Genomic DNA, 25,453 nt, shown 5'->3' with positions numbered 1-25,453 from the left:
GCCGACGGGCAGCGCTGCGACGTCCGAAACGTGGGCCTGCGCGAACGTCCCCGATAGCGCGGCGAACGAGCGCGTCGGTCGCCGCATGCGCATGATTCTGCGAATTCCCGGCACAACGCTGCGCGGCGCCCGGCGTAGCCTTGAGGGGTGACAGCGTTCGTCTCAGCCCTCGATCTCTTCTCGATCGGGATCGGCCCCTCGAGTTCCCACACCGTCGGCCCGATGCGCGCCGCACGGGCCTTCGCCGAGCGACTCGCGGGCGACGGCGTGCTCGACCGGGTCACCCGCATCACGTGTTCGCTCTACGGCTCGCTCGGCGCCACCGGCCTCGGTCACGGCACCCCCGATGCGGTCATCGCCGGCCTGGCCGGCCTCGAACCGCACGACTGCGACCCCGACGCGGTGCGCGGCGCCTGGTCGGCGCTCGGCGACGACGGCGCCGAGGTGCGCATCGCCGGCACGCACCCGATCCGGATGCTCCGCAGCGACGTCGCGCTCGTCCCCCGCACCCGCCTGCCCGGCCATCCCAACGCGATGACGCTGCAGGCATGGGGCGACGACCCGCTGCCGCTCGCCGAAGACACCTACTACTCGGTCGGCGGCGGGTTCATCCGCAGCGAGGGCGAGACCGCCTCCGAGGCCGAGGCGCTGCGGCATCCGCTGCCCTACTCGACCGCCGACGAGCTGCTCGCGCTCTGCGAGGAGCACGGCGTCTCGTTCTGCGACGTGGCCCGCTTCAACGAGGTCGCCGTCCACGGCGAGCAGGGTATCGACGACGGCCTCGACGCGATCTGGGCGGCGATGGCCGAGTGCGTCGCGAACGGCCTGTCGGCAGACGGCACGCTGCCCGGCGGCCTCCGCGTGAGGCGGCGCGCATCGCAGGTGCGGCAGCGTCTCGAGGAGTACGACCGCGACGAGCACCTGCGCGACACCTCGACCGAGTGGCTGCAGGCGTTCGCGCTCGCGGTCAACGAGGAGAACGCCTCAGGCGGTCGGGTGGTCACCGCCCCGACGAACGGCGCGGCGGGCATCATCCCGGCGGTCGGTCACTACTACCTGAAGTTCGTCCCGGGCGCGGATGCCGCCGGCATCCGCCGCTACCTGCTGACCGCCGCGGCGATCGCCTCCCTCGTCAAGAAGAACGCGTCGATCTCGGGCGCTGAGGGAGGCTGCCAGGCCGAGGTCGGCTCCGCGTGTGCGATGGCCGCCGGCGCGCTGTGCGCCGTGCTCGGCGGCACTCCTCGGCAGATCGAGAACGCCGCCGAGATCGCGATGGAGCACCACCTCGGCCTCACCTGCGACCCCGTGGGCGGCCTCGTGCAGGTGCCCTGCATCGAACGGAACGCGATCGCCTCGTCGACCGCCGTCTCCGCCGCGCGGCTCTCGCTGCACGGCGACGGCACCCATGTGGTCTCCCTCGACACCGTCATCGAGACCATGCGGCAGACGGGCATCGACATGATGACGAAGTACAAGGAGACGAGCGAAGGCGGCCTCGCGGTCAACGTCATCGAGTGCTGACCGCCGCGCGGTTCGCACGTCGTGTCCCCCGATCGGGACTCTCGCGCGACTCGCGAGCGTCTGCCACGCTGTGCAGATGGACACCCCCGACCCGAATATGCCCGAACTGTTCTGGGGCGCCGGCCTCATCGGCCTCGTCATCGGCCTCCTGATCTATCTCGCCGTGCTCGGGCTCATGCTCTGGATCGGCTACCTGATCATCAAGGCGGCCGTGCGCAACGGCCTGCGCGAACACACGATGTGGCTCGAGAGCCGGCGCGGCCCGCTGCGGTGAGGCGAGCAGCCACGGCCGCATGATGACTGCCGGGTGGGCGCCGGTGTCCCGGCCGGCGCCCGCCCGTGCTCGATGCGCCCGCGTCAGCAGGCGCAGCTGATGGCGCCATCGACGACGGCGCGCCCGCCGAGCCCCGCCTCGGCGATGTTCGTGAGCGGGTCGGCGTCGAGCTGCGCCGGCCCGTCGACGGAGTCGTAGGCGAAGCCCTCGCGCACCCAGTACTCGAATCCGCCGAGCATCTCCTTGACGGGGTGGCCGAGCAGCGCGAACTCGAGTGCAGCACGCGTCGCCCCGTTGCAGCCCGGACCCCAGCAGTAGACGACGATCGGCGTGCCCGCGGGGATCAGCTCGGCCGCGTCGGCCGCGATGCGGCGCCCGGGCAGGTGCACGGCGCCGGGCACGTGACCCTGAGCCCAGGAGGCATCGTTGCGCGTGTCGACGAGCACGAAGCCTGGGTCGCCGCCGGCGAGCGCGGCGGCGACATCCGAGACGTCGGATTCGAACTCGAGGCGACCACGGAAGTGCGCGATCGCCGCGTCGCTCGTGGCGACGTGGGCGAAGAGGGCGGATGCGGTCGGTGCGGCGGGCGTTGCGGCCGTGATCGTCTCGGTCATGCTGTTCACCCTGTCATCCGTCGACGGTCGAGGGCAGGGGAAATCGCGCCGTCGTGGCGCGACTTCCCGCCACTCCCGGCCACCCGGCCCTGCGCAGGGGTGCGAGCCCGCGGAGCTCCGGTTCAGCCCGCGAAGAAGGCGGTCACCGCGGCGCCGAGGGCGACGAGGTCGTCGACGTGTGCGAGCTCGCGCGACGAGTGCATCGAGAGCAGCGGCACGCCGACGTCGACCGTGCGGATGCCGAGTCGGGTCGCCGAGAGCGGGCCGATGGTCGTGCCGCAGGGAATCGAGTTGTTCGAGACGAACGGCTGCGTCGCGACGCCCGCCTGCCGGCAGACCGATGCCCAGAAGCCGGTGCCCTCGGCGTCGCTCGCGTAGCGCTGGTTCGCGTTCAGCTTCAGCAGCGGTCCGCCGCCGAGCACCGGGCGATTCGCCGGGTCGTGCCGGTCGGGGTAGTTCGGGTGCACGGCATGGCCCGCGTCGGAGGAGACGATCCAGGATGCCGCGTAGGCCCGCCGCCGCTCGATGTCGCCGGCCCCGAGCCCGGCGCCGATGCGCACGAGCACGTCGTCGAGGAACGGGCCGCTCGCCCCCGAACGCGACTCGGAACCGAGCTCCTCGTGGTCGAACGCGGCGAGCACGCTGACGTGCGCGGCATCGCTCGGAGCGGCGAGCAAGGCGACGAGTCCGGCGTAGACGGAGCTCAGGTTGTCCATGCGGCCCGACGCGAACAGCGCGTCGTCGAGGCCGAACCGGGCGGGCGGCTGGGTGTCGGCGACGAGCACGTCGTGGCCGACGACCCGAACGGCCGCCACACCGGCGGAGGCCGCGAGCACGCCCATGATGTCGCCCTCGGCGCCGGCGCCCCAGATGGGCTGCATGTGCCGCTGCTTGTCGAGGGCGAGTCCCTTGTTGACCTCGCGGTCGAGGTGGATCGCGAGCTGCGGGATGCGCAGCATCGGCCCGGTGCGCACGAGGTGCGTGGCGCCGTCGTCGGTGACGACGCGCCCTGCGAGCTCGAGTTCGCGGTCGAGCCAGGAGTTCAGGAGCGGCCCCCCGTACACCTCGACGCCCGCCTGCAGCAGGCCTTCCGAGCTGGTCGTCGGGCGCGGCTTCAGCTTGAACGAGGGCGAATCGGTGTGGGCGCCGAGCACCCGGAACGGCGTCGCGGCCTCGGCGGATGCCGGTGCCACCCAGGCGATGACGGCGCCGTCGCGCACGACCACGTGGCGGCCGCCGCCGGCCGGCCACTCGTCGCGCTCGTCGAGTCGGTCGAAGCCGGCCGCCTCGAGTCGCCGGGCGACCTCGGCTGCGGCGTGGTACGACGACGGCGAGGCGCGGACGAACTCGGCGAAGTCGGCGATGTAGGCGTCGGTGCGTGATGCGGGCATCCCCCCATCCAACACCGCCTGCGCCCCGGGGTCGAGTTCGCCGCTCGGCAGGTCAGGCGAAGCGCACGACGACCTGCAGGCGCGAACGCACCTCCATGACCTCGGTGCCGCCGAGGTGGGCCGATCCCGGCAGGCCCTCGCGCACCGCGCTCGAGAGGCGCGAGCGGCGCACGAGCGCGACCACGGCACCGCGATTCGTGCCGCCGAGTTCGAGGGACTCCTCGGCGTGCTCGTCGGGCACGACGATGACGAGGGCGGTCGGCTTCACCTTGGCGGCCCGCCCGATGGCCTTCGCACGGGCGGCGAGCGCGCGCATCGGGCGTTCGCCGTCGAGCGCCGCACCGACGAGTTCGCCGCGCTTCATGGCAACCGGTCCACCCCAGTCCTCGGACTGGATCGCGAAGAGCCCCGTGGGGCCGAGCACGAGGTGATCGAGTTTCGGCGGCAGGCCGTGGCCGGCGGCATCCGTCGCGACGTCGTGCCAGACCGTGTAGGCGATGCCGAGCGTCGAGAGCGCGCGGGCGCTCGCCTCCTCGGCGAGGGCGTCGGCGAGCACGTGGCGGATGTCGCGGGGCGCGCTCCGCACGAGCGCGGGGTCGTAGGGGTCGGCGACGGTCACGCCGCGGCCTGCCCATTCCCGGATCAGGCCGAGGTAGCGCTCGCGCGACAGCCCGCCGGGGTGGCCGTAGGTTCGTGCGAGCGGACGCGAGTCGCGGCGCGGTTTCGGTGCGGCCGGGGCCCACGCCTCGCGGCTCGGAGCGGGGGCGCCGCCGCGGGCACCGCGATCGAAGAGCGCCCTCGCGTCGGGAGTGCCGACGAGCTCCCAGGCCAGTTGCACGGCATGGAAGCGCACGACATCGCCGCCCGTGTCGGGGTGGGCGCTTCGGAGCGCACGACGATAGGCGAGCCGCAGCGTCGCGTCGTCGGCATCGGACGCGACACCGAGCACCTCGTACGGTGAGGCGGAGAGCGGACTGTCGGGCATGGGCTCGCTTTCGGATGTGCGACCACGAGAATACCGCGGCGCGGCTGCACGCGGGTCTAGACTGCCGACCACAGGGGCCCGAGCGGGTCGCGGGAGAGGCTGAAATGCTGATCGACGTGAAGTTTGCAGTGACCGAGCCCGTGACTCGCAGGAGAAGCTGAGATGCTCGTCGACGTGAATTACTGGGCCGTGATCGTCGCCACGCTGTCGACGATGCTCGTGGGGTCGATCTGGTACACGCCGAAGGTCTTCGGCAACTACTGGATGCGGGTCGCGAAGGTCGACGACTCCGGCGAGCGCGGCGCGGTCGGGCCGATCCTCACGACGCTCATCGTGAGCTTCATCTCCGCATGGGTGCTCGCGATCGCGACCCAGGTCGCGTGGCAGACGCTCGGCGGCAACTACCTGCTGATGGCGATCACGACCGGCCTCATGCTGTGGGCGGGCTTCACCGCCGCACGATTCATCACGCACGACGTGTTCGAAGGCAGGCCGCCCGGCCTCACGATCCTGAACATCGGCCACGAGTTCGTGACCGTGGTCGTCATGGCCCTCATCATCGGCGGCTGGCCGCCCGCAGGCACCGTCTGACGCCGCGCAGCCCCGCTCGACTCAGTCGGCGAAACGCAGCATGCCGTCGTCGACGAGCGTGCGCACCGCCGGAAGCAGATCGGCCGCGAGCGCCGTCTCGTCGACCTCGAGCAATTGGGCGAGGGCGGCCACGATCGCACCGACCGAGAGATCCCCGTCGCTCGCCCCGACCAGGGCGGCGAGTCCCGTGTCGAGGCTGATCGCGCGCCCGAAGCCGCCGCCCTGCCGCAGCAGCATCGCGGTCGGGTCGTCATCGCCCGGCCAGTAGTGGCGCTCCTCGGTGACGTCGCCGGCGGTCGTGAACCGGGCTGCGGCGAGCGCGGCGTCGTCGAGGGCGGCCTGGCGGTCGTGTTCGACGAGGCAGTCGGCCAGATGCGCGCCGAGTCCGGCCTCGTTCGAGCCGAGGGGGCCGTGCAGCCGTTCGAGCCGCGCGAGCCGCGCGAGCCGGCCGGCACCGGCCGTCGAGTCAGCGGATGCCGCGGCATCCGCTCGTCGCAGCAGCACGTATCCGAAGCCGACGTGCGAGACCCCGCGCGCGGCGAAGTCGTCGAGCCAGGCGTCGTAGAGCCGGTCGAACTCGGCGGTGCCGGGCCTCGTTCCCCCGTCGCGGATCCACGTCTCGGCGTACTCGGTGACGTGCTGCACCTCGCGCTCGATGACCCAATGCTCGAGCGCGGCGGCCCAGTCGCCGACGCGCTCGAGTCCGTCGGAGGCGCCGCCCGCGTCGCCGTCTGGGGCCCCGCCGTCGCGATACTCCCAGTTGCCGAGCAACTGGGCGACGCCGCCGGGTTCGAGGTGGTCTTGGGCCCCGCGGATCACCGCTTCGACGAGGGCGTCACCCACCATGCCGCCGTCGCGGTAGTCGTACTCGGGCACGCCCTCGATGCGCGGGGTGATGACGAACGGCGGATTCGAGACGATGCGGTCGAACCGCTCGCCCGCAACGGGCTCGAAGAGGCTGCCGAGCCGGAGTTCGACGCCGTCGATGCCATTCAGCACGAGGTTCAGCCGCGCGATCTCGAGCGCCCGTTCGGAGATGTCGGTCGCGACGATGCGGTCGGCGAACCGGGAGGCGTGCATCGCCTGGATCCCGCAACCGGTGCCGAGGTCGAGCACGCGTCGGGCGGGCGTCGGCAGCATGAGGCCCGAGAGCGTCATCGACGCACCCCCGACACCGAGCACGTGGTGCTCGCCGAGCGCGTGCCCGAGGGCGAGTTCGCCGAGGTCGGAGATGACCCACCATTCGCCGCGTCCGTGCGCGTCGGTGAAGGCATACGGGCGCAGGTCGAGCCGGGCGCGAACGGATGCCTCGCCGCCCGGGCCGGCCGCTTCGCCGACCTCGCTCACGAGGCCGAGTTCGATGGCCCCGTCGACTCCGAGCCCGTCGAGCGCTTCGCCGAGCTCGCCGCGCGGCACGGCGACGCCCAGCACGAAGAGCTCGGCGAGCGTCGCGAGACCGGCGGATGCTCCGTGCTCCCGCCTGCGGGCGTCGAGCACCCGCCGCGCCGGCACGCGCTCGCCCCGGTGCAGGGCCGCTGCGGCATCGTCTCCCCAGAGCGCCTCGAGCGCCTCGACCGTGAAGTCCGCAGCGACGAGGTCGGCGCGGAGGAGGCCCAGGAGTTCGTCGACTCGAGCCGCATCGGCGAGGGTGAGGGGCGACGGTTTCGGCTCGGTGCTCATCCGACCATTCAAGCGCACCCGCGCCGCGGCGGTTCGGTCAGCGGGCCGCGAGCTCGAACACGAGCGGGAACGGGCCGAAGCCGTCGTCGATCGTGAGGTGCCCGCCGCCATGCACGGTGACGTGCTCGGCCCCGAGCGGCTCGGCGAACACCCGCCCCGCCCCCTCGGGGCAGTACGGGTCGGCGTCGCCCGCGACCACGATCACGTGGTCCGCGGCTGCGTGCGACGGGTCGCCGCCGAGGGCGAATCCTGCGACCTGGGGGATGCCCCGGAGCACCGGGTCCGAGACCGGGGCGACGAGCAGCAGACGATGCGCCGCGGCATCCGTTCGCCCCGCCGCCGCACGCCGGGCGGCGAAGACGAGCCAGGCCGCGCAGGCGAGACTGTGGCAGACGACGGTCAGCGAGGCGGGCTCCGTGCCGACCAGTTGGGCCTCGATCGCGGCGATCCAGTCGTCGAGCACCGGGTCGTCGGGCTCGGGCAGCTGCGGGTAGCGAACGGATGCCCCGCTCCCCTCGAGCTCGGCGGCGAGCCAGCGTTCCCAGTGCCCGTCGGGGCGCCGGTTCTCATAGCCGTGCAGGATCAGGTACTGCGTCAACTCGTGCCCCTCGGGTTCGGCCGGAACGGCAGCTCCCGGCAGTGCGCACCATTCAAGCAGGTGGATCGCGCGACGCCGCTGCCGACCGTCATCGATTCGTCATCTGGCGTACACGTCGGGTTGCGCTCTGTAACCCGCCCGTCACACGGTGCGTTTAGCGTTGATTACGATCAGTTGAGGCGAGGGGAGGCGCGCATGGCAGAGTCGACGACACTCGAGCGGCTGCGTCAAGATGCACGCGACGAGCTGTCGGCGCTCATCGAGCTCCGATGCCGACTCGGTGAAGACCCGTGGGTGTTCCTGCCCGACCTGCCTTCGGTCGACGAACAGGTCGTCGCGACCCTGCGCGAAGACCGACTCCATTCCGAGCGCTGGCGCAACGTGCGGGCCCGGGCATACCACCCCGCTGCTCGCGAGGGCGAAGTTCAGAGATTCGAGTACGAGCTGCTGCGCGAGATCGCCCTCGAGCATCCCGAACTCAGCTCGGCGGTGTGGTTGGTGCTCGACCGGGTGCCGTCGCGCTGGTGACCCGCTGCACGCGCATCCAGGTGATGAAGCCGAAGATCGTGAAGAGCCCGTAGAAGACGTAGAGCAGCGCCGACGCGTAGTAGCCGGCGCTGATGAGCAGCGGCACCCCGACGATGTCGACGGCGACCCAGATCAGCCAGAACTCGGTCCACCCCTTCGCCATGCCCCAGGTGGCGAGCAGGGAACCCATGAAGATCCAGGCATCGGCCCAGACCGGTTCGAAGGAGCCGAGGGCGCGGAAGATCGGAGTGAGCACCAGCGTGCCGCCGACGAGCGCGACCCCGAGCAGGATCCGCGCTCTCGCGCTCGCCCACCTCGGCTCGACCGCTGCGTCGCTCACCTGCCGGTGCTGCGACCAGCGCACCCAGCCGTAGATCGAGACGGCGATGAACATGAGCTGACGCCCGGCCTGGCCGAGCAGGTTCACGGGGTTCGGCGTCTCGAAGAGGGCGCCCATGAAGACCGTGAAGAGCAGCGCATTGCCGACGATGCCGACCGGCCACGCCCAGACCTTGCGCCGCAGCCCGCCGAGGGCGCTCGCGAGTCCGAACCCGTTGCCGACGATCTCGCGCCAGAGGATGACCTGGTCGCCGATCACGAGCTGGGCGTCGAAGAGCCACTCGATCGGGTTCATGCCGGATCGGCTCGTGGTGCGTCGATGGAGTCTGCGCCGGCCTCGGCGGGTGCGCCGGCAGCGGCAACCCCACCGGCATCGACGCCGGCATCGACCCCGCGCCGGCGGGTCGCGAGCATCGCGATCAGCCGCCAGCCCAGCAGGAACGCGGCGAGCGTCAGCGTCGCGACGATGATGAACGCGAGCTGCGTGCCCTGGCCGCTGACCGCCCGCAGCACCATGCCACCGGCGACGGTCACCGCCCAGACGATGACGCCCGTCGGCCAGACGGCGAGCGGATGCCGCCACGCTCTCGCCACGAGCCAGCCTGCGGCGAGTGCCACGATGAACGGCCACGCGGTGCCCGCGATGCCCGCGAGATCCAGCCCCTCGGCGTGGCTGCTCCGGCCGATCGAGACGAAGACGACGACGAGCACCGCGTCGAGCACCGCCGCGATCGCGATCGTGCCGGTGCGGTGATTCGAGGGCTGCGTCATGCTCTCATCGTACGGATCCCGGAGTTCCCGTGCGCGGCCCGAGCGAACCGAGCATCGACGGATCCTCGACCGGCAGCGCGCAGACGAACGCCTCGCAGCGGTAGGCGACCGGCGCACCGTTCCGTGCCGTGCGCTCCTCGAACAACGAGAATCCCGCCTCCGCGAACTCCCGCGCCTGGCTCTCGTCGACGATCACGGCGACGGATGCCTCGTGCGCCCGGGTCGCGGCGAGGAGTGCGGGTTCCTCGGATGCCTCGCCGTCGTCCGCGCTCACGCGCTCGGGCACGACCGTCACGAGCTGCACGACCGGGGCGGCGAGCCTCGCCATGAGCTCGAGCGACCCCCCGAACGCGAGCGGCCGCTCGAGCGCGATGCCCGCGACCGAGGCCATCGCGCGCTCGGCCGACGCGAGGTACGCATCCCCCGCTCCCAGCAGGTAGAGCCGCCATGCGGCATCCGCACATGCCGTGCGCCCCGACGGCGTGGCACCTTCTGCCGGGTCGTCGGGCAGCGCGAGTCCGCGTGCCAGCAGCACGGGGTCTCCCCCGCCGGGCGTCGCGAACGGAAGCCGAGCCTCCCCGTCGCCGTCGGCGCTCGCGGCGGCGACCGCCGCATCGACCAGCGCCCGCGCCGACACGGCGTAACCCGGTTCACCGGTCACCGCGGCGAGCTCGAGCAGCCCGCCGGCGAACATGCCCGTGTCCTCGAGGGTGGCGACGGCCGTCGAGGGCCGCCCGTCGAGGGAGGCTCGTACCAGGCTGCCGTCGGCCCGCACATGCGTGGCGAGCAGCAGCTCTGCGCTGCGCCTCGCCGCCGCCACCGACCGTTCGTCGCGGCGCACGAAGCCGTGACGAGCGAGCGCACCGATCGCGAGCCCGTTCCATCCGGTGAGCACCTTCTCGTCGAGCGGCGGTGGAGCGAGCCGCGTGCGGCCCTCGGCATCCTGGCGGTAGTACCCGCCCTCGCTCCGTTCGTCGTCGATCACGCTCTCGGAGTCCTGTGCGCTCGCGAAGCCGCCGCCGGGCAACTGCAACCGGTCGATCAGGAATCGCGCGACGCCGTCGGCGATCGACACCGTGTGCTCGTCGTTCGGCCATGCCCGCCCGAGGTCGGCCGCGACGCGGAGCAGCAGCGCGTTGTCGGTGAGCATCCGCTCGTAGTGCGGTTCGCTCCAGTCCCCCTGCGTCGAGTACCGGAAGAAGCCGCCATCGACCGGATCGTGCAGCGGCGACGCACCCATGAGCCGCACCGTTCGCTCCGCGAGCGCCCGCCCGGGTCCGCCTGCCGTGGTCAGGAACGCGAGCACCGGAGCGATCGGGAACTTCGGCGCGCTGCCGAACCCGCCGTGCACCCGATCCTCATCGGCTGCCAGCGCTGCGACGGCACCTGCGAGTTCGGCCGGGCCGGGCAGCGCACCTTCCGGACGAACAGCGGATGCCGCCGCCAACGCCTCGGCCACGGCGGACGCCGTCGCGTCGAGCTCGGCGCGGCGCTCACGCCAGGCGGCGCCGACCGCAGCGAGCACTGCGCTGAAGGAGGGCACCCCGCGGGTCTCGCGCGGCGGGAAGTAGGTGCCGGCGTAGAACGCGTGCCCTTCCGGGGAGGCGAAGACGGTGAGCGGCCAGCCCAACTCCCGGGTGAAGGCGGAGGCGGCGGCCAGATAGCTCGCGTCGACGTCGGGATGCTCCTCGCGATCGACCTTGATCGCGACGAATCCGTCGTTGAGCACCGCGGCGACCTCGGGGTCGCTGAAGCTCTCCCGTGCCATCACGTGGCACCAATGGCAGGTGGCGTAACCGATGGAGACCAGCACCGGCACATCCCGCTGTCTGGCGGCCTCGAAGGCTGCCTCTCCCCATGGATACCAGTCGACCGGGTTCGACGCGTGAGCGCGCAGATAAGGGCTCATCGCATCGCCGAGTCGGCTGCCCATGCCCTCAGGATACCGAGGCGCCTCGGCATCCCACCGAAACGAAGAAAGGCCGCCCGTTCGGGCGGCCTTTCGTGGTTCGTTCGTCCACGCGTGCGATGCAGTTCGGGTGTGCTGCTTGTGCGTGTTAAACCAAAGAGAGCCGCCCAACCTTGGGCGGCTCTCTTCGAAATAATGTCCGGCGGTGTCCTACTCTCCCACAGGGTCCCCCCTGCAGTACCATCGGCGCTGCGAGTCTTAGCTTCCGGGTTCGGAATGTGTCCGGGCGTTTCCCTCGCGCTATGGCCGCCGAAACTCTTGCCACACCTCGCCCGCCAACCAGGGTTGGGGTGGGTGTGTGGTCTCGGTGACCGCACCATCCTGCACCCGCGTGCGGGTGTGGTGGTGCGGGTTCAACAATGTTGAATTATGTGTTGGGTTTCCGTCTGAAGGGAACCACAGAGTGGACGCGAGCGTATCTTTGGCCACTCACACGGCCTTTTCATGAACATGTTCAAACGTGTGTGAGTGTAGTGATTATCAAGTTATCAGCTTATTAGTACCGGTCAGCTCCGACAGTCGTTAGTCCTGTCTTCCACATCCGGCCTATCAACCCAGTCGTCTGGCTGGGAGCCTCTCACCCCGAAGGGTATGGAAATCTCATCTCGAGGCCGGCTTCCCGCTTAGATGCTTTCAGCGGTTATCCATCCCGAACGTAGCTAACCAGCGGTGCTCCTGGCGGAACAACTGGCACACCAGAGGTTCGTCCAACCCGGTCCTCTCGTACTAGGGTCAGATCCTCTCAAATTTCCTACGCGCGCAGCGGATAGGGACCGAACTGTCTCACGACGTTCTAAACCCAGCTCGCGTACCGCTTTAATGGGCGAACAGCCCAACCCTTGGGACCTACTCCAGCCCCAGGATGCGACGAGCCGACATCGAGGTGCCAAACCATGCCGTCGATATGGACTCTTGGGCAAGATCAGCCTGTTATCCCCGAGGTACCTTTTATCCGTTGAGCGACAGCGCTTCCACAAGCCACTGCCGGATCACTAGTCCCGACTTTCGTCCCTGCTCGACCTGTCAGTCTCACAGTCAAGCTCCCTTGTGCACTTACACTCGCCACCTGATTGCCAACCAGGTTGAGGGAACCTTTGGGCGCCTCCGTTACTTTTTGGGAGGCAACCGCCCCAGTTAAACTACCCACCAGGCACTGTCCCTGAACCGGATCACGGTTCGAAGTTAGATATCCAGAGTGACCAGAGTGGTATTTCAACAATGACTCCACCGACACTAGCGTGCCAGCTTCAAAGTCTCCCACCTATCCTACACAAGCCACACCGAACACCAATACCAAGCTGTAGTAAAGGTCACGGGGTCTTTCCGTCCTGCTGCGCGTAACGAGCATCTTTACTCGTAATGCAATTTCGCCGAGTTCGCGGTTGAGACAGCTGGGAAGTCGTTACGCCATTCGTGCAGGTCGGAACTTACCCGACAAGGAATTTCGCTACCTTAGGATGGTTATAGTTACCACCGCCGTTTACTGGGGCTTAAATTCTCAGCTTCGCCTTGCGGCTAACCGGTCCTCTTAACCTTCCAGCACCGGGCAGGCGTCAGTCCGTATACATCGTCTTGCGACTTAGCACGGACCTGTGTTTTTAGTAAACAGTCGCTTCCCACTGGTCTCTGCGGCCCTGCAGCGCTTCCTGGAGCAAGTCCATTCACGCCTTAGGCCCCCCTTCTCCCGAAGTTACGGGGGCATTTTGCCGAGTTCCTTAACCACGATTCTCTCGATCTCCTTAGTATTCTCTACCTGACCACCTGAGTCGGTTTGGGGTACGGGCGGCTGGAACCTCGCGTCGATGCTTTTCTTGGCAGCATAGGATCACCCACTTTTTATCCGCATCGCGTCTCAGCCATCATGAGCGACGGATTTGCCTATCGCTCGGCCTACACGCTTGCCCCGGGTCAACCATCGCCCGGGTTGGGCTACCTTCCTGCGTCACACCTGTTAATACGCTCACTCCACCAGATGGGGTCGCATGCCGCCTCACGATCGTCCCCGAAGGGATCCACGCGTCTTGGGATGCTTAGCACTCCTGATTTCATGTGGGCGGTTCTTCGCCGGTACGGGAATATCAACCCGTTGTCCATCGACTACGCCTGTCGGCCTCGCCTTAGGTCCCGACTTACCCAGGGCAGATTAGCTTGACCCTGGAACCCTTGGTCTTCCGGAGGACGGGTTTCTCACCCGTCTTTCGCTACTCATGCCTGCATTCTCACTCGTGTGGCCTCCACGGCTGGTTCACACCGCCGCTTCACTGCCCACACGACGCTCTCCTACCCATCAACACGGCTGGACCACGAAGGCCTACCATTAATGTCAATGCCACAACTTCGGTGGCGTGCTTGAGCCCCGTTACATTGTCGGCGCGGAATCACTTGACCAGTGAGCTATTACGCACTCTTTCAAGGGTGGCTGCTTCTAAGCCAACCTCCTGGTTGTCTGTGCAACTCCACATCCTTTCCCACTTAGCACGCGCTTAGGGACCTTAGTTGGTGGTCTGGGTTGTTTCCCTCTCGACGATGAAGCTTATCCCCCACCGTCTCACTGCTGCGCTCTCACTTACCGGCATTCGGAGTTTGGCTGACGTCAGTAACCTTTTGGGGCCCATCGGCCATCCAGTAGCTCTACCTCCGGCAAGAAACACGCAACGCTGCACCTAAATGCATTTCGGAGAGAACCAGCTATCACGAAGTTTGATTGGCCTTTCACCCCTATCCACAGCTCATCCCCTCCATTTTCAACTGAAGTGGGTTCGGTCCTCCACGACGTCTTACCGTCGCTTCAACCTGGCCATGGATAGATCACTTCGCTTCGGGTCTAGGACATGCGACTGAATCGCCCTATTCAGACTCGCTTTCGCTACGGCTGCCCCTCACGGGTTAACCTCGCCACATATCACTAACTCGCAGGCTCATTCTTCAAAAGGCACGCTGTCACCCCTACAAGGAGGCTCCAACGGTTTGTAAGCAAACGGTTTCAGGTACTATTTCACTCCCCTCCCGGGGTACTTTTCACCTTTCCCTCACGGTACTTGTCCGCTATCGGTCATCTGGGAGTATTTAGGCTTATCAGGTGGTCCTGACAGATTCACGCGGGATTTCTCGGGCCCCGCGCTACTTGGGATACCTCTCCGGGCCGCCAGGCATTTCGACTACGGGACTCACACCCACTCCGGTCCGGCTTTCAATCCGGTTCGTCTATACCTGACGCGTCACCGTGACTGCACGGCAGTACAGTCCGAAAGGTCCCACAACCCCGACCATGCAACCCCTGCCGGGTATCACACATGGCTCGGTTTAGCCTCTTCCGCGTTCGCTCGCCACTACTAACGGAATCACGGTTGTTTTCTCTTCCTGTGGGTACTGAGATGTTTCACTTCCCCACGTTCCCTCTACCCGCCCTATATATTCAGGCGGGAGTCACCAGGTCACCCAAAGGGCCTGGCGGGGTTTCCCCATTCGGAAATCCTCGGATCACAGCTCGTTTATCAGCTCCCCGAGGCTTATCGCAGATTACGACGTCCTTCTTCGGCTCCAGATGCCAAGGCATCCACCGTTTGCTCTTAAAAACTTGAAAATCACATGAGATCGAATCGTGCGACACCACCCGAAGGCAATGCCGCGAAATTGACCAGTGAATACGCCAACAAGATCCCCCCGAAGGGCGACCTCTTGGCGACTCACCTATTGTGAAACAGGACCGAAGTCCCGTTTCTAAGATGCTCGCGTCCACTATGTAGTTCTCAACAGACGGCCAGAACCCCCACACCCACCGAATCAGAACCCATCGGCTTCGTGAAGGTCTGTAAGAAACCATCACCCCCACGCCGAAGCGCGGGAAGTTGTCCGGCCCCTCAGGACCCAACAGCGTGCATGCACCCGACCGGCCGGCCCCCACCGTTCCAACCACCCCCCGAAGGAAGCGGCGTACTAGGTCTGAACCATTCAGACGAGCACCTATGTCAATGTTCCACCCATGAGCTGCCAGCAGACACGTTCGGTCTGATCTGGCATGCCTGGACCACCAAAAGTGGCCAGTGCTCCTTAGAAAGGAGGTGATCCAGCCGCACCTTCCGGTACGGCTACCTTGTTACGACTTAGTCCTAATCACCGATCCCACCTTCGACGGCTCCCTCCACAAGGGTTAGGCCACCGGCTTCGGGTGTTACCGACTTTCATGACTTGACGGGCGGTGTGTACAAGGCCCGGGAACGTATTCACCGCAGCGTTGCTGATCTGCGATTACTAGCGACTCCGACTTCATGAGGTCGAGTTGCAGACCTCAATCCGAACTGAGACCGGCTTTTTGGGATTCGCTCCGCCTTACGACATCGCAGCCCTTTGTACCGGCCATTGTAGCATGCGTGAAGCCCAAGACATAAGGGGCATGATGATTTGACGTCATCCCCACCTTCCTCCGAGTTGACCCCGGCAGTCTCATATGAGTTCCCACCATTACGTGCTGGCAACATACGACGAGGGTTGCGCTCGTTGCGGGACTTAACCCAACATCTCACGACACGAGCTGACGACAACCATGCACCACCTGTATACGAGTGTCCAAAGAGTTCCACATTTCTGCGGCGTTCTCGTATATGTCAAGCCTTGGTAAGGTTCTTCGCGTTGCATCGAATTAATCCGCATGCTCCGCCGCTTGTGCGGGCCCCCGTCAATTCCTTTGAGTTTTAGCCTTGCGGCCGTACTCCCCAGGCGGGGCGCTTAATGCGTTAGCTACGACACGGAAACCGTGGAATGGTCCCCACATCTAGCGCCCAACGTTTACGGCGTGGACTACCAGGGTATCTAATCCTGTTCGCTCCCCACGCTTTCGCTCCTCAGCGTCAGTTACGGCCCAGAGATCTGCCTTCGCCATCGGTGTTCCTCCTGATATCTGCGCATTCCACCGCTACACCAGGAATTCCAATCTCCCCTACCGCACTCCAGTCTGCCCGTACCCACTGCAGGCCCGAGGTTGAGCCTCGGGATTTCACAGCAGACGTGACAAACCGCCTACGAGCTCTTTACGCCCAATAATTCCGGACAACGCTCGCACCCTACGTATTACCGCGGCTGCTGGCACGTAGTTAGCCGGTGCTTTTTCTGCAGGTACCGTCAAGCCGAAGCCCTTCTTCCCTACTAAAAGAGGTTTACAACCCGAAGGCCGTCATCCCTCACGCGGCGTTGCTGCATCAGGCTTTCGCCCATTGTGCAATATTCCCCACTGCTGCCTCCCGTAGGAGTCTGGGCCGTGTCTCAGTCCCAGTGTGGCCGGTCACCCTCTCAGGCCGGCTACCCGTCGACGCCTTGGTGAGCCATTACCTCACCAACAAGCTGATAGGCCGCGAGTCCATCCCAGACCGAAAAAACTTTCCACCCAAAACCATGCGGTTCCAGGTCCTATCCGGTATTAGCTCCGATTTCTCGGGGTTATCCCAGAGTCCAGGGCAGGTTACTCACGTGTTACTCACCCGTTCGCCACTAATCCCCCAGAGCAAGCTCCAGGTTCATCGTTCGACTTGCATGTGTTAAGCACGCCGCCAGCGTTCGTCCTGAGCCAGGATCAAACTCTCCAAAAAAAATGGTTCCAACACCCCCGAAGAGGCATTGAGAGTTTCAATCTCTGACTGAAAGAACAATCAAACTGACTGTCCATCAATCCAAAGGAATCCTCCCCCCACCAAACGGTGAGGTCGGGGTTCAATAATTTGGCATTGAACATAGTGCACGCTGTTGAGTTCTCAAGGAACGGACGCACCCGACAACCGAACCACAACAGATTCGAACCACCGGAGCTTTTCGTTCTCATCCGGCCATCCAAAGGACGCATCCGAACGCTTCAAACACAAGAAGAAGAAACAACTTGGTTTGGGATCTTCGTGCCACTTGAGGAGGAGAACCAGACGCTTACTCAGCAGTCCCGCTCATCCGCTCCTGTGGGGCAACGAGTGATTACATTACGGGGAATCCCCACCCCACGCAAACTCCACACACATCCCGGGCGTGTCGCGCCTAGAACCGCCCGAACACACCGCACACGCACGCGAACGCACGAAGCCCCGATCACTCACCGAAGCGAACAACCAGGGCGCCGAACACCACCACCACTTGTCGACGAACACCACCCTCGAGCGTCGCGGCGTCATCGTCGATGCGCACGTCATCGAGCGACACTCCTCCTCGAGCGACACTCCTCCTCGAGCGACACTCCCCTCGAGCGACTGCGCGCCGGCCGCGCACTCCGACGCGAGACCTGACCAGCGTCGTTGAGGAACCGCGCGGGACATGTTCGCCGGCCGGCTGCTCGAGCTCGCCGCAGTGACCGGTGGCCGGTGACCCGTGAACGGGTGCCTCATCAACGAAGAAAGGCCGCCCGTTCGGGCGGCCTTTCGTGGTTCGTTCGTCCACGCGTGCGATGCAGTTCGGGTGTGCTGCTTGTGCGTGTTAAACCAAAGAGAGCCGCCCAACCTTGGGCGGCTCTCTTCGAAATAATGTCCGGCGGTGTCCTACTCTCCCACAGGGTCCCCCCTGCAGTACCATCGGCGCTGCGAGTCTTAGCTTCCGGGTTCGGAATGTGTCCGGGCGTTTCCCTCGCGCTATGGCCGCCGAAACTCTTGCCACACCTCGCCCGCCAACCAGGGTTGGGGTGGGTGTGTGGTCTCGGTGACCGCACCATCCTGCACCCGCGTGCGGGTGTGGTGGTGCGGGTTCAACAATGTTGAATTATGTGTTGGGTTTCCGTCTGAAGGGAACCACAGAGTGGACGCGAGCGTATCTTTGGCCACTCACACGGCCTTTTCATGAACATGTTCAAACGTGTGTGAGTGTAGTGATTATCAAGTTATCGGCTTATTAGTACCGGTCAGCTCCGACAGTCGTTAGTCCTGTCTTCCACATCCGGCCTATCAACCCAGTCGTCTGGCTGGGAGCCTCTCACCCCGAAGGGTATGGAAATCTCATCTCGAGGCCGGCTTCCCGCTTAGATGCTTTCAGCGGTTATCCATCCCGAACGTAGCTAACCAGCGGTGCTCCTGGCGGAACAACTGGCACACCAGAGGTTCGTCCAACCCGGTCCTCTCGTACTAGGGTCAGATCCTCTCAAATTTCCTACGCGCGCAGCGGATAGGGACCGAACTGTCTCACGACGTTCTAAACCCAGCTCGCGTACCGCTTTAATGGGCGAACAGCCCAACCCTTGGGACCTACTCCAGCCCCAGGATGCGACGAGCCGACATCGAGGTGCCAAACCATGCCGTCGATATGGACTCTTGGGCAAGATCAGCCTGTTATCCCCGAGGTACCTTTTATCCGTTGAGCGACAGCGCTTCCACAAGCCACTGCCGGATCACTAGTCCCGACTTTCGTCCCTGCTCGACCTGTCAGTCTCACAGTCAAGCTCCCTTGTGCACTTACACTCGCCACCTGATTGCCAACCAGGTTGAGGGAACCTTTGGGCGCCTCCGTTACTTTTTGGGAGGCAACCGCCCCAGTTAAACTACCCACCAGGCACTGTCCCTGAACCGGATCACGGTTCGAAGTTAGATATCCAGAGTGACCAGAGTGGTATTTCAACAATGACTCCACCGACACTAGCGTGCCAGCTTCAAAGTCTCCCACCTATCCTACACAAGCCACACCGAACACCAATACCAAGCTGTAGTAAAGGTCACGGGGTCTTTCCGTCCTGCTGCGCGTAACGAGCATCTTTACTCGTAATGCAATTTCGCCGAGTTCGCGGTTGAGACAGCTGGGAAGTCGTTACGCCATTCGTGCAGGTCGGAACTTACCCGACAAGGAATTTCGCTACCTTAGGATGGTTATAGTTACCACCGCCGTTTACTGGGGCTTAAATTCTCAGCTTCGCCTTGCGGCTAACCGGTCCTCTTAACCTTCCAGCACCGGGCAGGCGTCAGTCCGTATACATCGTCTTGCGACTTAGCACGGACCTGTGTTTTTAGTAAACAGTCGCTTCCCACTGGTCTCTGCGGCCCTGCAGCGCTTCCTGGAGCAAGTCCATTCACGCCTTAGGCCCCCCTTCTCCCGAAGTTACGGGGGCATTTTGCCGAGTTCCTTAACCACGATTCTCTCGATCTCCTTAGTATTCTCTACCTGACCACCTGAGTCGGTTTGGGGTACGGGCGGCTGGAACCTCGCGTCGATGCTTTTCTTGGCAGCATAGGATCACCCACTTTTTATCCGCATCGCGTCTCAGCCATCATGAGCGACGGATTTGCCTATCGCTCGGCCTACACGCTTGCCCCGGGTCAACCATCGCCCGGGTTGGGCTACCTTCCTGCGTCACACCTGTTAATACGCTCACTCCACCAGATGGGGTCGCATGCCGCCTCACGATCGTCCCCGAAGGGATCCACGCGTCTTGGGATGCTTAGCACTCCTGATTTCATGTGGGCGGTTCTTCGCCGGTACGGGAATATCAACCCGTTGTCCATCGACTACGCCTGTCGGCCTCGCCTTAGGTCCCGACTTACCCAGGGCAGATTAGCTTGACCCTGGAACCCTTGGTCTTCCGGAGGACGGGTTTCTCACCCGTCTTTCGCTACTCATGCCTGCATTCTCACTCGTGTGGCCTCCACGGCTGGTTCACACCGCCGCTTCACTGCCCACACGACGCTCTCCTACCCATCAACACGGCTGGACCACGAAGGCCTACCATTAATGTCAATGCCACAACTTCGGTGGCGTGCTTGAGCCCCGTTACATTGTCGGCGCGGAATCACTTGACCAGTGAGCTATTACGCACTCTTTCAAGGGTGGCTGCTTCTAAGCCAACCTCCTGGTTGTCTGTGCAACTCCACATCCTTTCCCACTTAGCACGCGCTTAGGGACCTTAGTTGGTGGTCTGGGTTGTTTCCCTCTCGACGATGAAGCTTATCCCCCACCGTCTCACTGCTGCGCTCTCACTTACCGGCATTCGGAGTTTGGCTGACGTCAGTAACCTTTTGGGGCCCATCGGCCATCCAGTAGCTCTACCTCCGGCAAGAAACACGCAACGCTGCACCTAAATGCATTTCGGAGAGAACCAGCTATCACGAAGTTTGATTGGCCTTTCACCCCTATCCACAGCTCATCCCCTCCATTTTCAACTGAAGTGGGTTCGGTCCTCCACGACGTCTTACCGTCGCTTCAACCTGGCCATGGATAGATCACTTCGCTTCGGGTCTAGGACATGCGACTGAATCGCCCTATTCAGACTCGCTTTCGCTACGGCTGCCCCTCACGGGTTAACCTCGCCACATATCACTAACTCGCAGGCTCATTCTTCAAAAGGCACGCTGTCACCCCTACAAGGAGGCTCCAACGGTTTGTAAGCAAACGGTTTCAGGTACTATTTCACTCCCCTCCCGGGGTACTTTTCACCTTTCCCTCACGGTACTTGTCCGCTATCGGTCATCTGGGAGTATTTAGGCTTATCAGGTGGTCCTGACAGATTCACGCGGGATTTCTCGGGCCCCGCGCTACTTGGGATACCTCTCCGGGCCGCCAGGCATTTCGACTACGGGACTCACACCCACTCCGGTCCGGCTTTCAATCCGGTTCGTCTATACCTGACGCGTCACCGTGACTGCACGGCAGTACAGTCCGAAAGGTCCCACAACCCCGACCATGCAACCCCTGCCGGGTATCACACATGGCTCGGTTTAGCCTCTTCCGCGTTCGCTCGCCACTACTAACGGAATCACGGTTGTTTTCTCTTCCTGTGGGTACTGAGATGTTTCACTTCCCCACGTTCCCTCTACCCGCCCTATATATTCAGGCGGGAGTCACCAGGTCACCCAAAGGGCCTGGCGGGGTTTCCCCATTCGGAAATCCTCGGATCACAGCTCGTTTATCAGCTCCCCGAGGCTTATCGCAGATTACGACGTCCTTCTTCGGCTCCAGATGCCAAGGCATCCACCGTTTGCTCTTAAAAACTTGAAAATCACATGAGATCGAATCGTGCGACACCACCCGAAGGCAATGCCGCGAAATTGACCAGTGAATACGCCAACAAGATCCCCCCGAAGGGCGACCTCTTGGCGACTCACCTATTGTGAAACAGGACCGAAGTCCCGTTTCTAAGATGCTCGCGTCCACTATGTAGTTCTCAACAGACGGCCAGAACCCCCACACCCACCGAATCAGAACCCATCGGCTTCGTGAAGGTCTGTAAGAAACCATCACCCCCACGCCGAAGCGCGGGAAGTTGTCCGGCCCCTCAGGACCCAACAGCGTGCATGCACCCGACCGGCCGGCCCCCACCGTTCCAACCACCCCCCGAAGGAAGCGGCGTACTAGGTCTGAACCATTCAGACGAGCACCTATGTCAATGTTCCACCCATGAGCTGCCAGCAGACACGTTCGGTCTGATCTGGCATGCCTGGACCACCAAAAGTGGCCAGTGCTCCTTAGAAAGGAGGTGATCCAGCCGCACCTTCCGGTACGGCTACCTTGTTACGACTTAGTCCTAATCACCGATCCCACCTTCGACGGCTCCCTCCACAAGGGTTAGGCCACCGGCTTCGGGTGTTACCGACTTTCATGACTTGACGGGCGGTGTGTACAAGGCCCGGGAACGTATTCACCGCAGCGTTGCTGATCTGCGATTACTAGCGACTCCGACTTCATGAGGTCGAGTTGCAGACCTCAATCCGAACTGAGACCGGCTTTTTGGGATTCGCTCCGCCTTACGACATCGCAGCCCTTTGTACCGGCCATTGTAGCATGCGTGAAGCCCAAGACATAAGGGGCATGATGATTTGACGTCATCCCCACCTTCCTCCGAGTTGACCCCGGCAGTCTCATATGAGTTCCCACCATTACGTGCTGGCAACATACGACGAGGGTTGCGCTCGTTGCGGGACTTAACCCAACATCTCACGACACGAGCTGACGACAACCATGCACCACCTGTATACGAGTGTCCAAAGAGTTCCACATTTCTGCGGCGTTCTCGTATATGTCAAGCCTTGGTAAGGTTCTTCGCGTTGCATCGAATTAATCCGCATGCTCCGCCGCTTGTGCGGGCCCCCGTCAATTCCTTTGAGTTTTAGCCTTGCGGCCGTACTCCCCAGGCGGGGCGCTTAATGCGTTAGCTACGACACGGAAACCGTGGAATGGTCCCCACATCTAGCGCCCAACGTTTACGGCGTGGACTACCAGGGTATCTAATCCTGTTCGCTCCCCACGCTTTCGCTCCTCAGCGTCAGTTACGGCCCAGAGATCTGCCTTCGCCATCGGTGTTCCTCCTGATATCTGCGCATTCCACCGCTACACCAGGAATTCCAATCTCCCCTACCGCACTCCAGTCTGCCCGTACCCACTGCAGGCCCGAGGTTGAGCCTCGGGATTTCACAGCAGACGTGACAAACCGCCTACGAGCTCTTTACGCCCAATAATTCCGGACAACGCTCGCACCCTACGTATTACCGCGGCTGCTGGCACGTAGTTAGCCGGTGCTTTTTCTGCAGGTACCGTCAAGCCGAAGCCCTTCTTCCCTACTAAAAGAGGTTTACAACCCGAAGGCCGTCATCCCTCACGCGGCGTTGCTGCATCAGGCTTTCGCCCATTGTGCAATATTCCCCACTGCTGCCTCCCGTAGGAGTCTGGGCCGTGTCTCAGTCCCAGTGTGGCCGGTCACCCTCTCAGGCCGGCTACCCGTCGACGCCTTGGTGAGCCATTACCTCACCAACAAGCTGATAGGCCGCGAGTCCATCCCAGACCGAAAAAACTTTCCACCCAAAACCATGCGGTTCCAGGTCCTATCCGGTATTAGCTCCGATTTCTCGGGGTTATCCCAGAGTCCAGGGCAGGTTACTCACGTGTTACTCACCCGTTCGCCACTAATCCCCCAGAGCAAGCTCCAGGTTCATCGTTCGACTTGCATGTGTTAAGCACGCCGCCAGCGTTCGTCCTGAGCCAGGATCAAACTCTCCAAAAAAAATGGTTCCAACACCCCCGAAGAGGCATTGAGAGTTTCAATCTCTGACTGAAAGAACAATCAAACTGACTGTCCATCAATCCAAAGGAATCCTCCCCCCACCAAACGGTGAGGTCGGGGTTCAATAATTTGGCATTGAACATAGTGCACGCTGTTGAGTTCTCAAGGAACGGACGCACCCGAGTTTCAGTCTCAAGACCTGCCCTCAGGGCAACCTACCTACCGTACCACTTCATTTGCCGGAATCGATCGCTCGATGTCACTCAGCCACTCGGATCTGACGATCACTCGGACTGAAACAGCAGTTGTTCACACAACAAGAACACGACCCGGAGATCATGTTCGTTCTGAAGTGGGGGTTTCATCTTAGGCTTGAAATCACCGAGTCGCAATGCGACTACGAGGCTATTTGGCTAAGAATCTCGCCGTCTCGGCCGGGAAGTCCTGATCTCTCAGCCGCTTCCCGCACCGCCGTGGCGATGAGTAAGAATTTACGCGGATCCCCGCACTCGGACAAATCAGGGGCGCATCCCGGGCGTGTCGCGCTGAAGTGCGGGGATCCGAGGCATCCGTCAGTCGACGTCGTCGGGGTGCGAACCGACCCGGCCCTCGCGCTCGAGCGCGGTGATCGACGCCACCTCCGCGTCGCTCAGCTCGAAGTCGAAGACGTCGAAGTTCTCAGCCATGCGTTCGCGGCGGTTCGACTTCGGGAAGACGACGTGGCCGCGCTGCAGGTGCCAGCGGATGACGACCTGTGCCGGGGTCTTGCGATGCGCCTCGGCGGCATCCGCGATCTCGGGCACGTCGAAGAGCGGGTACTTGCCCTGGCCGAGCGGGCCCCAGGCCTCGATCGCGATGCCGTGCTCCTCGGCGAACGCAGCGGTGGCCGGCTGCTGATGAGCAGGGTGCAGCTCGATCTGGTCGACGGCCGGCACCACGTCGGTCTCGGCGAGCAGCCGCTCGAGGTGCGGCACGAGGAAGTTCGAGACGCCGATCGATCGCGCCCGCCCGCTCTCGCGGATCTGCTCGAGCGCCTTCCATGCCTCGACGTACCGCCCGCCCTTCGGCGACGGCCAGTGGATCAGGTAGAGGTCGACGTAGTCGAGGCCCAGCCGATCGAGGCTCGCGTCGAACGCGTCGAACGCCGACTGCGTGCCGTGGTCGGTGTTCCAGAGCTTCGTGGTGATGAAGAGCTCGTCACGCGCGATGCCCGATTCGGCGAGCGCGGTGCCGACCCCTGCCTCGTTGCCGTAGATGCGCGCGGTGTCGATGTGGCGGTATCCCACCTCGAGCGCATCGCTGACGATGCGTACCGTCTCGACGGGGTCGACCTTGAAGACGCCGAAGCCGAGCTGCGGGATCGAGTGGCCGTCGTTGAGCTGGATGCGTGGAACGGAAGTCATGCTTCATCCCACCACGGGTGCACCGCCCGTCGACAGTGCGGTTCGCTGCCCGCGAATCAGGCGGCGTCGGCCTCGCCGTCGACGATCGCGTCGACTTCGGGCTTCGGATGCCGCGTGGCGAGCCGCTCCCCCGCGCGAAGTGCGACCGGCCAGCGGTTGCCGAGCGGCGGCAGCGGGCAGACGTACTCGTCGGAGAACGCGCACGGCGGCAGGTAGGCGCGGTTGAAGTCGACGGCGACCGTGCCGTCGGCGGCGGGCTCGGGCACCCGGAGGAATCTGAAGCGGTAGCTCTCGCCGCCGCTCGTGGCATCGGCGAACACCGCCGAGAGTCCGTGATCGTCGCGTGTGACGGTGAGCTCGACGGCAACGCCGTCGAGCTCGAGCTCGATCACGCCGCCGAGGCGGTCGTTCGACTCATGACCGTCGACCGAGGTGACGTCGAGGGTCGCGTCGTCGCCTGCCGGGATGAACGTGCCGGTCACGACGCGTTCCGGCGTCGGCGGGTACGCCTCGATCGCGACGAGCGAGGTGCGGCTCGGGGCATCCGGATCGATGACGCGCAGCGCGAGCGCGCCGTCGCGCTCGAAGGCGCGCAGCCGCACACCGTCGAGGTCGAGCTCCTCGCCGGGCGCGAGCCGCACCGCGGCGCCGCTCGGCAGTGCCCCGACGACGCTCGCCGGTTCGGCGTGCCATCTGCCCGGCGCACCGGTGAAGTCTCCCGGCTCGGTCGTGAGCCAGTGGGTGTGGAGCAGCGCCGCCGTGCCGTGGGGCGCCGAGACCGCCTGCCAGCGCGACTGCTGCCACTCGCGGAACGCCGCCTCGAACTCGTGCTCACCCATGCGGACACC

General features: G+C 64.3%; 14 protein-coding genes and 6 rRNA genes. 4 read left to right on the top strand and 16 right to left on the bottom strand.

Going from position 1 to position 25,453, the window contains the following annotated elements; translation table 11 throughout:
- The first annotated feature begins 147 nt into the window (after positions 1 to 147).
- Positions 148 to 1,521, top strand: a complete 1,374-nt coding sequence (locus BJY17_RS17235; RefSeq protein WP_179552452.1) for an L-serine ammonia-lyase — start codon at positions 148 to 150, stop codon at positions 1,519 to 1,521.
- Between the two features lie 76 nt (positions 1,522 to 1,597).
- Positions 1,598 to 1,795 (top strand): hypothetical protein, encoded by a 198-nt coding sequence (locus BJY17_RS17230; protein ID WP_179552451.1) that lies wholly within the window; start codon positions 1,598 to 1,600, stop codon positions 1,793 to 1,795.
- A gap of 83 nt (positions 1,796 to 1,878) precedes the next feature.
- Here the strand turns inward: BJY17_RS17230 and BJY17_RS17225 are convergent, their stop codons facing one another.
- The 3 genes from BJY17_RS17225 to BJY17_RS17215 all read right to left on the bottom strand — a co-directional run bounded on the left by BJY17_RS17225 (position 1,879) and on the right by BJY17_RS17215 (position 4,785).
- Positions 1,879 to 2,409 (bottom strand): rhodanese-like domain-containing protein, encoded by a 531-nt coding sequence (locus tag BJY17_RS17225; protein WP_179552450.1) that lies wholly within the window; start codon positions 2,407 to 2,409, stop codon positions 1,879 to 1,881.
- 122 nt (positions 2,410 to 2,531) lie between these two features.
- Complete coding sequence (locus BJY17_RS17220; RefSeq protein ID WP_179552449.1) at positions 2,532 to 3,800, bottom strand: M18 family aminopeptidase; 1,269 nt, start codon at positions 3,798 to 3,800, stop codon at positions 2,532 to 2,534.
- Between the two features lie 52 nt (positions 3,801 to 3,852).
- Positions 3,853 to 4,785 (bottom strand): DnaJ domain-containing protein, encoded by a 933-nt coding sequence (locus BJY17_RS17215; protein WP_179552448.1) that lies wholly within the window; start codon positions 4,783 to 4,785, stop codon positions 3,853 to 3,855.
- Between the two features lie 162 nt (positions 4,786 to 4,947).
- Between BJY17_RS17215 and BJY17_RS17210 the strand changes: the two genes are divergently transcribed.
- Positions 4,948 to 5,376 (top strand): DUF1761 domain-containing protein, encoded by a 429-nt coding sequence (locus BJY17_RS17210; protein WP_179552447.1) that lies wholly within the window; start codon positions 4,948 to 4,950, stop codon positions 5,374 to 5,376.
- Positions 5,377 to 5,397: 21 nt separating this feature from the next.
- On the opposite strand, the gene BJY17_RS17205 is transcribed toward BJY17_RS17210, so the two are convergent.
- Together BJY17_RS17205 and BJY17_RS17200 are read right to left on the bottom strand one after the other, a co-directional pair.
- On the bottom strand, positions 5,398 to 7,056 hold the full coding sequence (locus BJY17_RS17205; protein WP_179552446.1) for a DUF7059 domain-containing protein: 1,659 nt from the start codon (positions 7,054 to 7,056) through the stop codon (positions 5,398 to 5,400).
- 37 nt (positions 7,057 to 7,093) lie between these two features.
- On the bottom strand, positions 7,094 to 7,654 hold the full coding sequence (locus BJY17_RS17200; RefSeq protein ID WP_179552445.1) for an RBBP9/YdeN family alpha/beta hydrolase: 561 nt from the start codon (positions 7,652 to 7,654) through the stop codon (positions 7,094 to 7,096).
- Between the two features lie 195 nt (positions 7,655 to 7,849).
- Here BJY17_RS17200 and BJY17_RS17195 point away from each other — a divergent pair, with 195 nt between their 5' ends.
- Positions 7,850 to 8,182, top strand: coding sequence for a hypothetical protein (locus tag BJY17_RS17195; protein WP_179552444.1), 333 nt, complete (start codon positions 7,850 to 7,852; stop codon positions 8,180 to 8,182).
- Here BJY17_RS17195 and pnuC read toward each other — a convergent pair.
- The 11 genes from pnuC to BJY17_RS17140 all read right to left on the bottom strand — a co-directional run bounded on the left by pnuC (position 8,133) and on the right by BJY17_RS17140 (position 25,444).
- Positions 8,133 to 8,816, bottom strand: coding sequence for a nicotinamide riboside transporter PnuC (pnuC, locus tag BJY17_RS17190; protein WP_179552443.1), 684 nt, complete (start codon positions 8,814 to 8,816; stop codon positions 8,133 to 8,135). The genes BJY17_RS17195 and pnuC overlap by 50 nt on opposite strands.
- Positions 8,813 to 9,292: a DUF3054 domain-containing protein gene (locus BJY17_RS17185; protein WP_179552442.1), complete on the bottom strand. Its 480-nt coding sequence runs from the start codon at positions 9,290 to 9,292 to the stop codon at positions 8,813 to 8,815. Before BJY17_RS17185 ends, pnuC begins: the two co-directional genes overlap by 4 nt.
- 4 nt (positions 9,293 to 9,296) lie before the next feature.
- Positions 9,297 to 11,225, bottom strand: a complete 1,929-nt coding sequence (locus tag BJY17_RS17180; RefSeq protein ID WP_179552441.1) for a thioredoxin domain-containing protein — start codon at positions 11,223 to 11,225, stop codon at positions 9,297 to 9,299.
- Between the two features lie 173 nt (positions 11,226 to 11,398).
- Positions 11,399 to 11,515: ribosomal RNA gene (rrf, locus tag BJY17_RS17175) — 5S ribosomal RNA — on the bottom strand.
- Between the two features lie 222 nt (positions 11,516 to 11,737).
- Positions 11,738 to 14,844: ribosomal RNA gene (locus BJY17_RS17170) — 23S ribosomal RNA — on the bottom strand.
- Between the two features lie 471 nt (positions 14,845 to 15,315).
- Positions 15,316 to 16,843: ribosomal RNA gene (locus BJY17_RS17165) — 16S ribosomal RNA — on the bottom strand.
- Between the two features lie 914 nt (positions 16,844 to 17,757).
- Positions 17,758 to 17,874: ribosomal RNA gene (gene rrf, locus BJY17_RS17160) — 5S ribosomal RNA — on the bottom strand.
- A 222-nt stretch (positions 17,875 to 18,096) separates the two neighbouring features.
- Positions 18,097 to 21,203 (bottom strand): 23S ribosomal RNA (locus tag BJY17_RS17155).
- 471 nt (positions 21,204 to 21,674) lie between these two features.
- Positions 21,675 to 23,202, bottom strand: a 16S ribosomal RNA gene (locus BJY17_RS17150).
- Together the 16S, 23S and 5S rRNA genes form the textbook arrangement of a ribosomal RNA operon.
- A 572-nt stretch (positions 23,203 to 23,774) precedes the next feature.
- Positions 23,775 to 24,605: an aldo/keto reductase gene (locus BJY17_RS17145; RefSeq protein WP_179552440.1), complete on the bottom strand. Its 831-nt coding sequence runs from the start codon at positions 24,603 to 24,605 to the stop codon at positions 23,775 to 23,777.
- Positions 24,606 to 24,661: 56 nt separating this feature from the next.
- On the bottom strand, positions 24,662 to 25,444 hold the full coding sequence (locus tag BJY17_RS17140) for a DUF1684 domain-containing protein (RefSeq protein WP_179552439.1): 783 nt from the start codon (positions 25,442 to 25,444) through the stop codon (positions 24,662 to 24,664).
- Positions 25,445 to 25,453 lie beyond the last annotated feature (9 nt).

The organism is Agromyces hippuratus (assembly GCF_013410355.1).
GTDB classification, from domain to species: Bacteria; Actinomycetota; Actinomycetes; order Actinomycetales; family Microbacteriaceae; genus Agromyces; species Agromyces hippuratus.
Note: the sequence above shows the minus strand (reverse complement) of the source record. Positions and strands in the feature narration are given on the sequence as shown.

Bases quoted from the DNA above. Each gene is read 5' to 3' on its own strand.
- BJY17_RS17230 (WP_179552451.1), top strand. From the start codon at position 1,598: ATGGACACCCCCGACCCGAATATGCCCGAACTGTTCTGGGGCGCCGGC.
- BJY17_RS17225 (WP_179552450.1), bottom strand. From the start codon at position 2,409: ATGACCGAGACGATCACGGCCGCAACGCCCGCCGCACCGACCGCATCC.
- BJY17_RS17220 (WP_179552449.1), bottom strand. From the start codon at position 3,800: ATGCCCGCATCACGCACCGACGCCTACATCGCCGACTTCGCCGAGTTC.
- BJY17_RS17215 (WP_179552448.1), bottom strand. From the start codon at position 4,785: ATGCCCGACAGTCCGCTCTCCGCCTCACCGTACGAGGTGCTCGGTGTC.
- BJY17_RS17210 (WP_179552447.1), top strand. From the start codon at position 4,948: ATGCTCGTCGACGTGAATTACTGGGCCGTGATCGTCGCCACGCTGTCG.
- BJY17_RS17205 (WP_179552446.1), bottom strand. From the start codon at position 7,056: ATGAGCACCGAGCCGAAACCGTCGCCCCTCACCCTCGCCGATGCGGCT.
- BJY17_RS17195 (WP_179552444.1), top strand. From the start codon at position 7,850: ATGGCAGAGTCGACGACACTCGAGCGGCTGCGTCAAGATGCACGCGAC.
- pnuC (WP_179552443.1), bottom strand. From the start codon at position 8,816: ATGAACCCGATCGAGTGGCTCTTCGACGCCCAGCTCGTGATCGGCGAC.
- BJY17_RS17185 (WP_179552442.1), bottom strand. From the start codon at position 9,292: ATGACGCAGCCCTCGAATCACCGCACCGGCACGATCGCGATCGCGGCG.
- BJY17_RS17180 (WP_179552441.1), bottom strand. From the start codon at position 11,225: ATGGGCAGCCGACTCGGCGATGCGATGAGCCCTTATCTGCGCGCTCAC.
- BJY17_RS17145 (WP_179552440.1), bottom strand. From the start codon at position 24,605: ATGACTTCCGTTCCACGCATCCAGCTCAACGACGGCCACTCGATCCCG.
- BJY17_RS17140 (WP_179552439.1), bottom strand. From the start codon at position 25,444: ATGGGTGAGCACGAGTTCGAGGCGGCGTTCCGCGAGTGGCAGCAGTCG.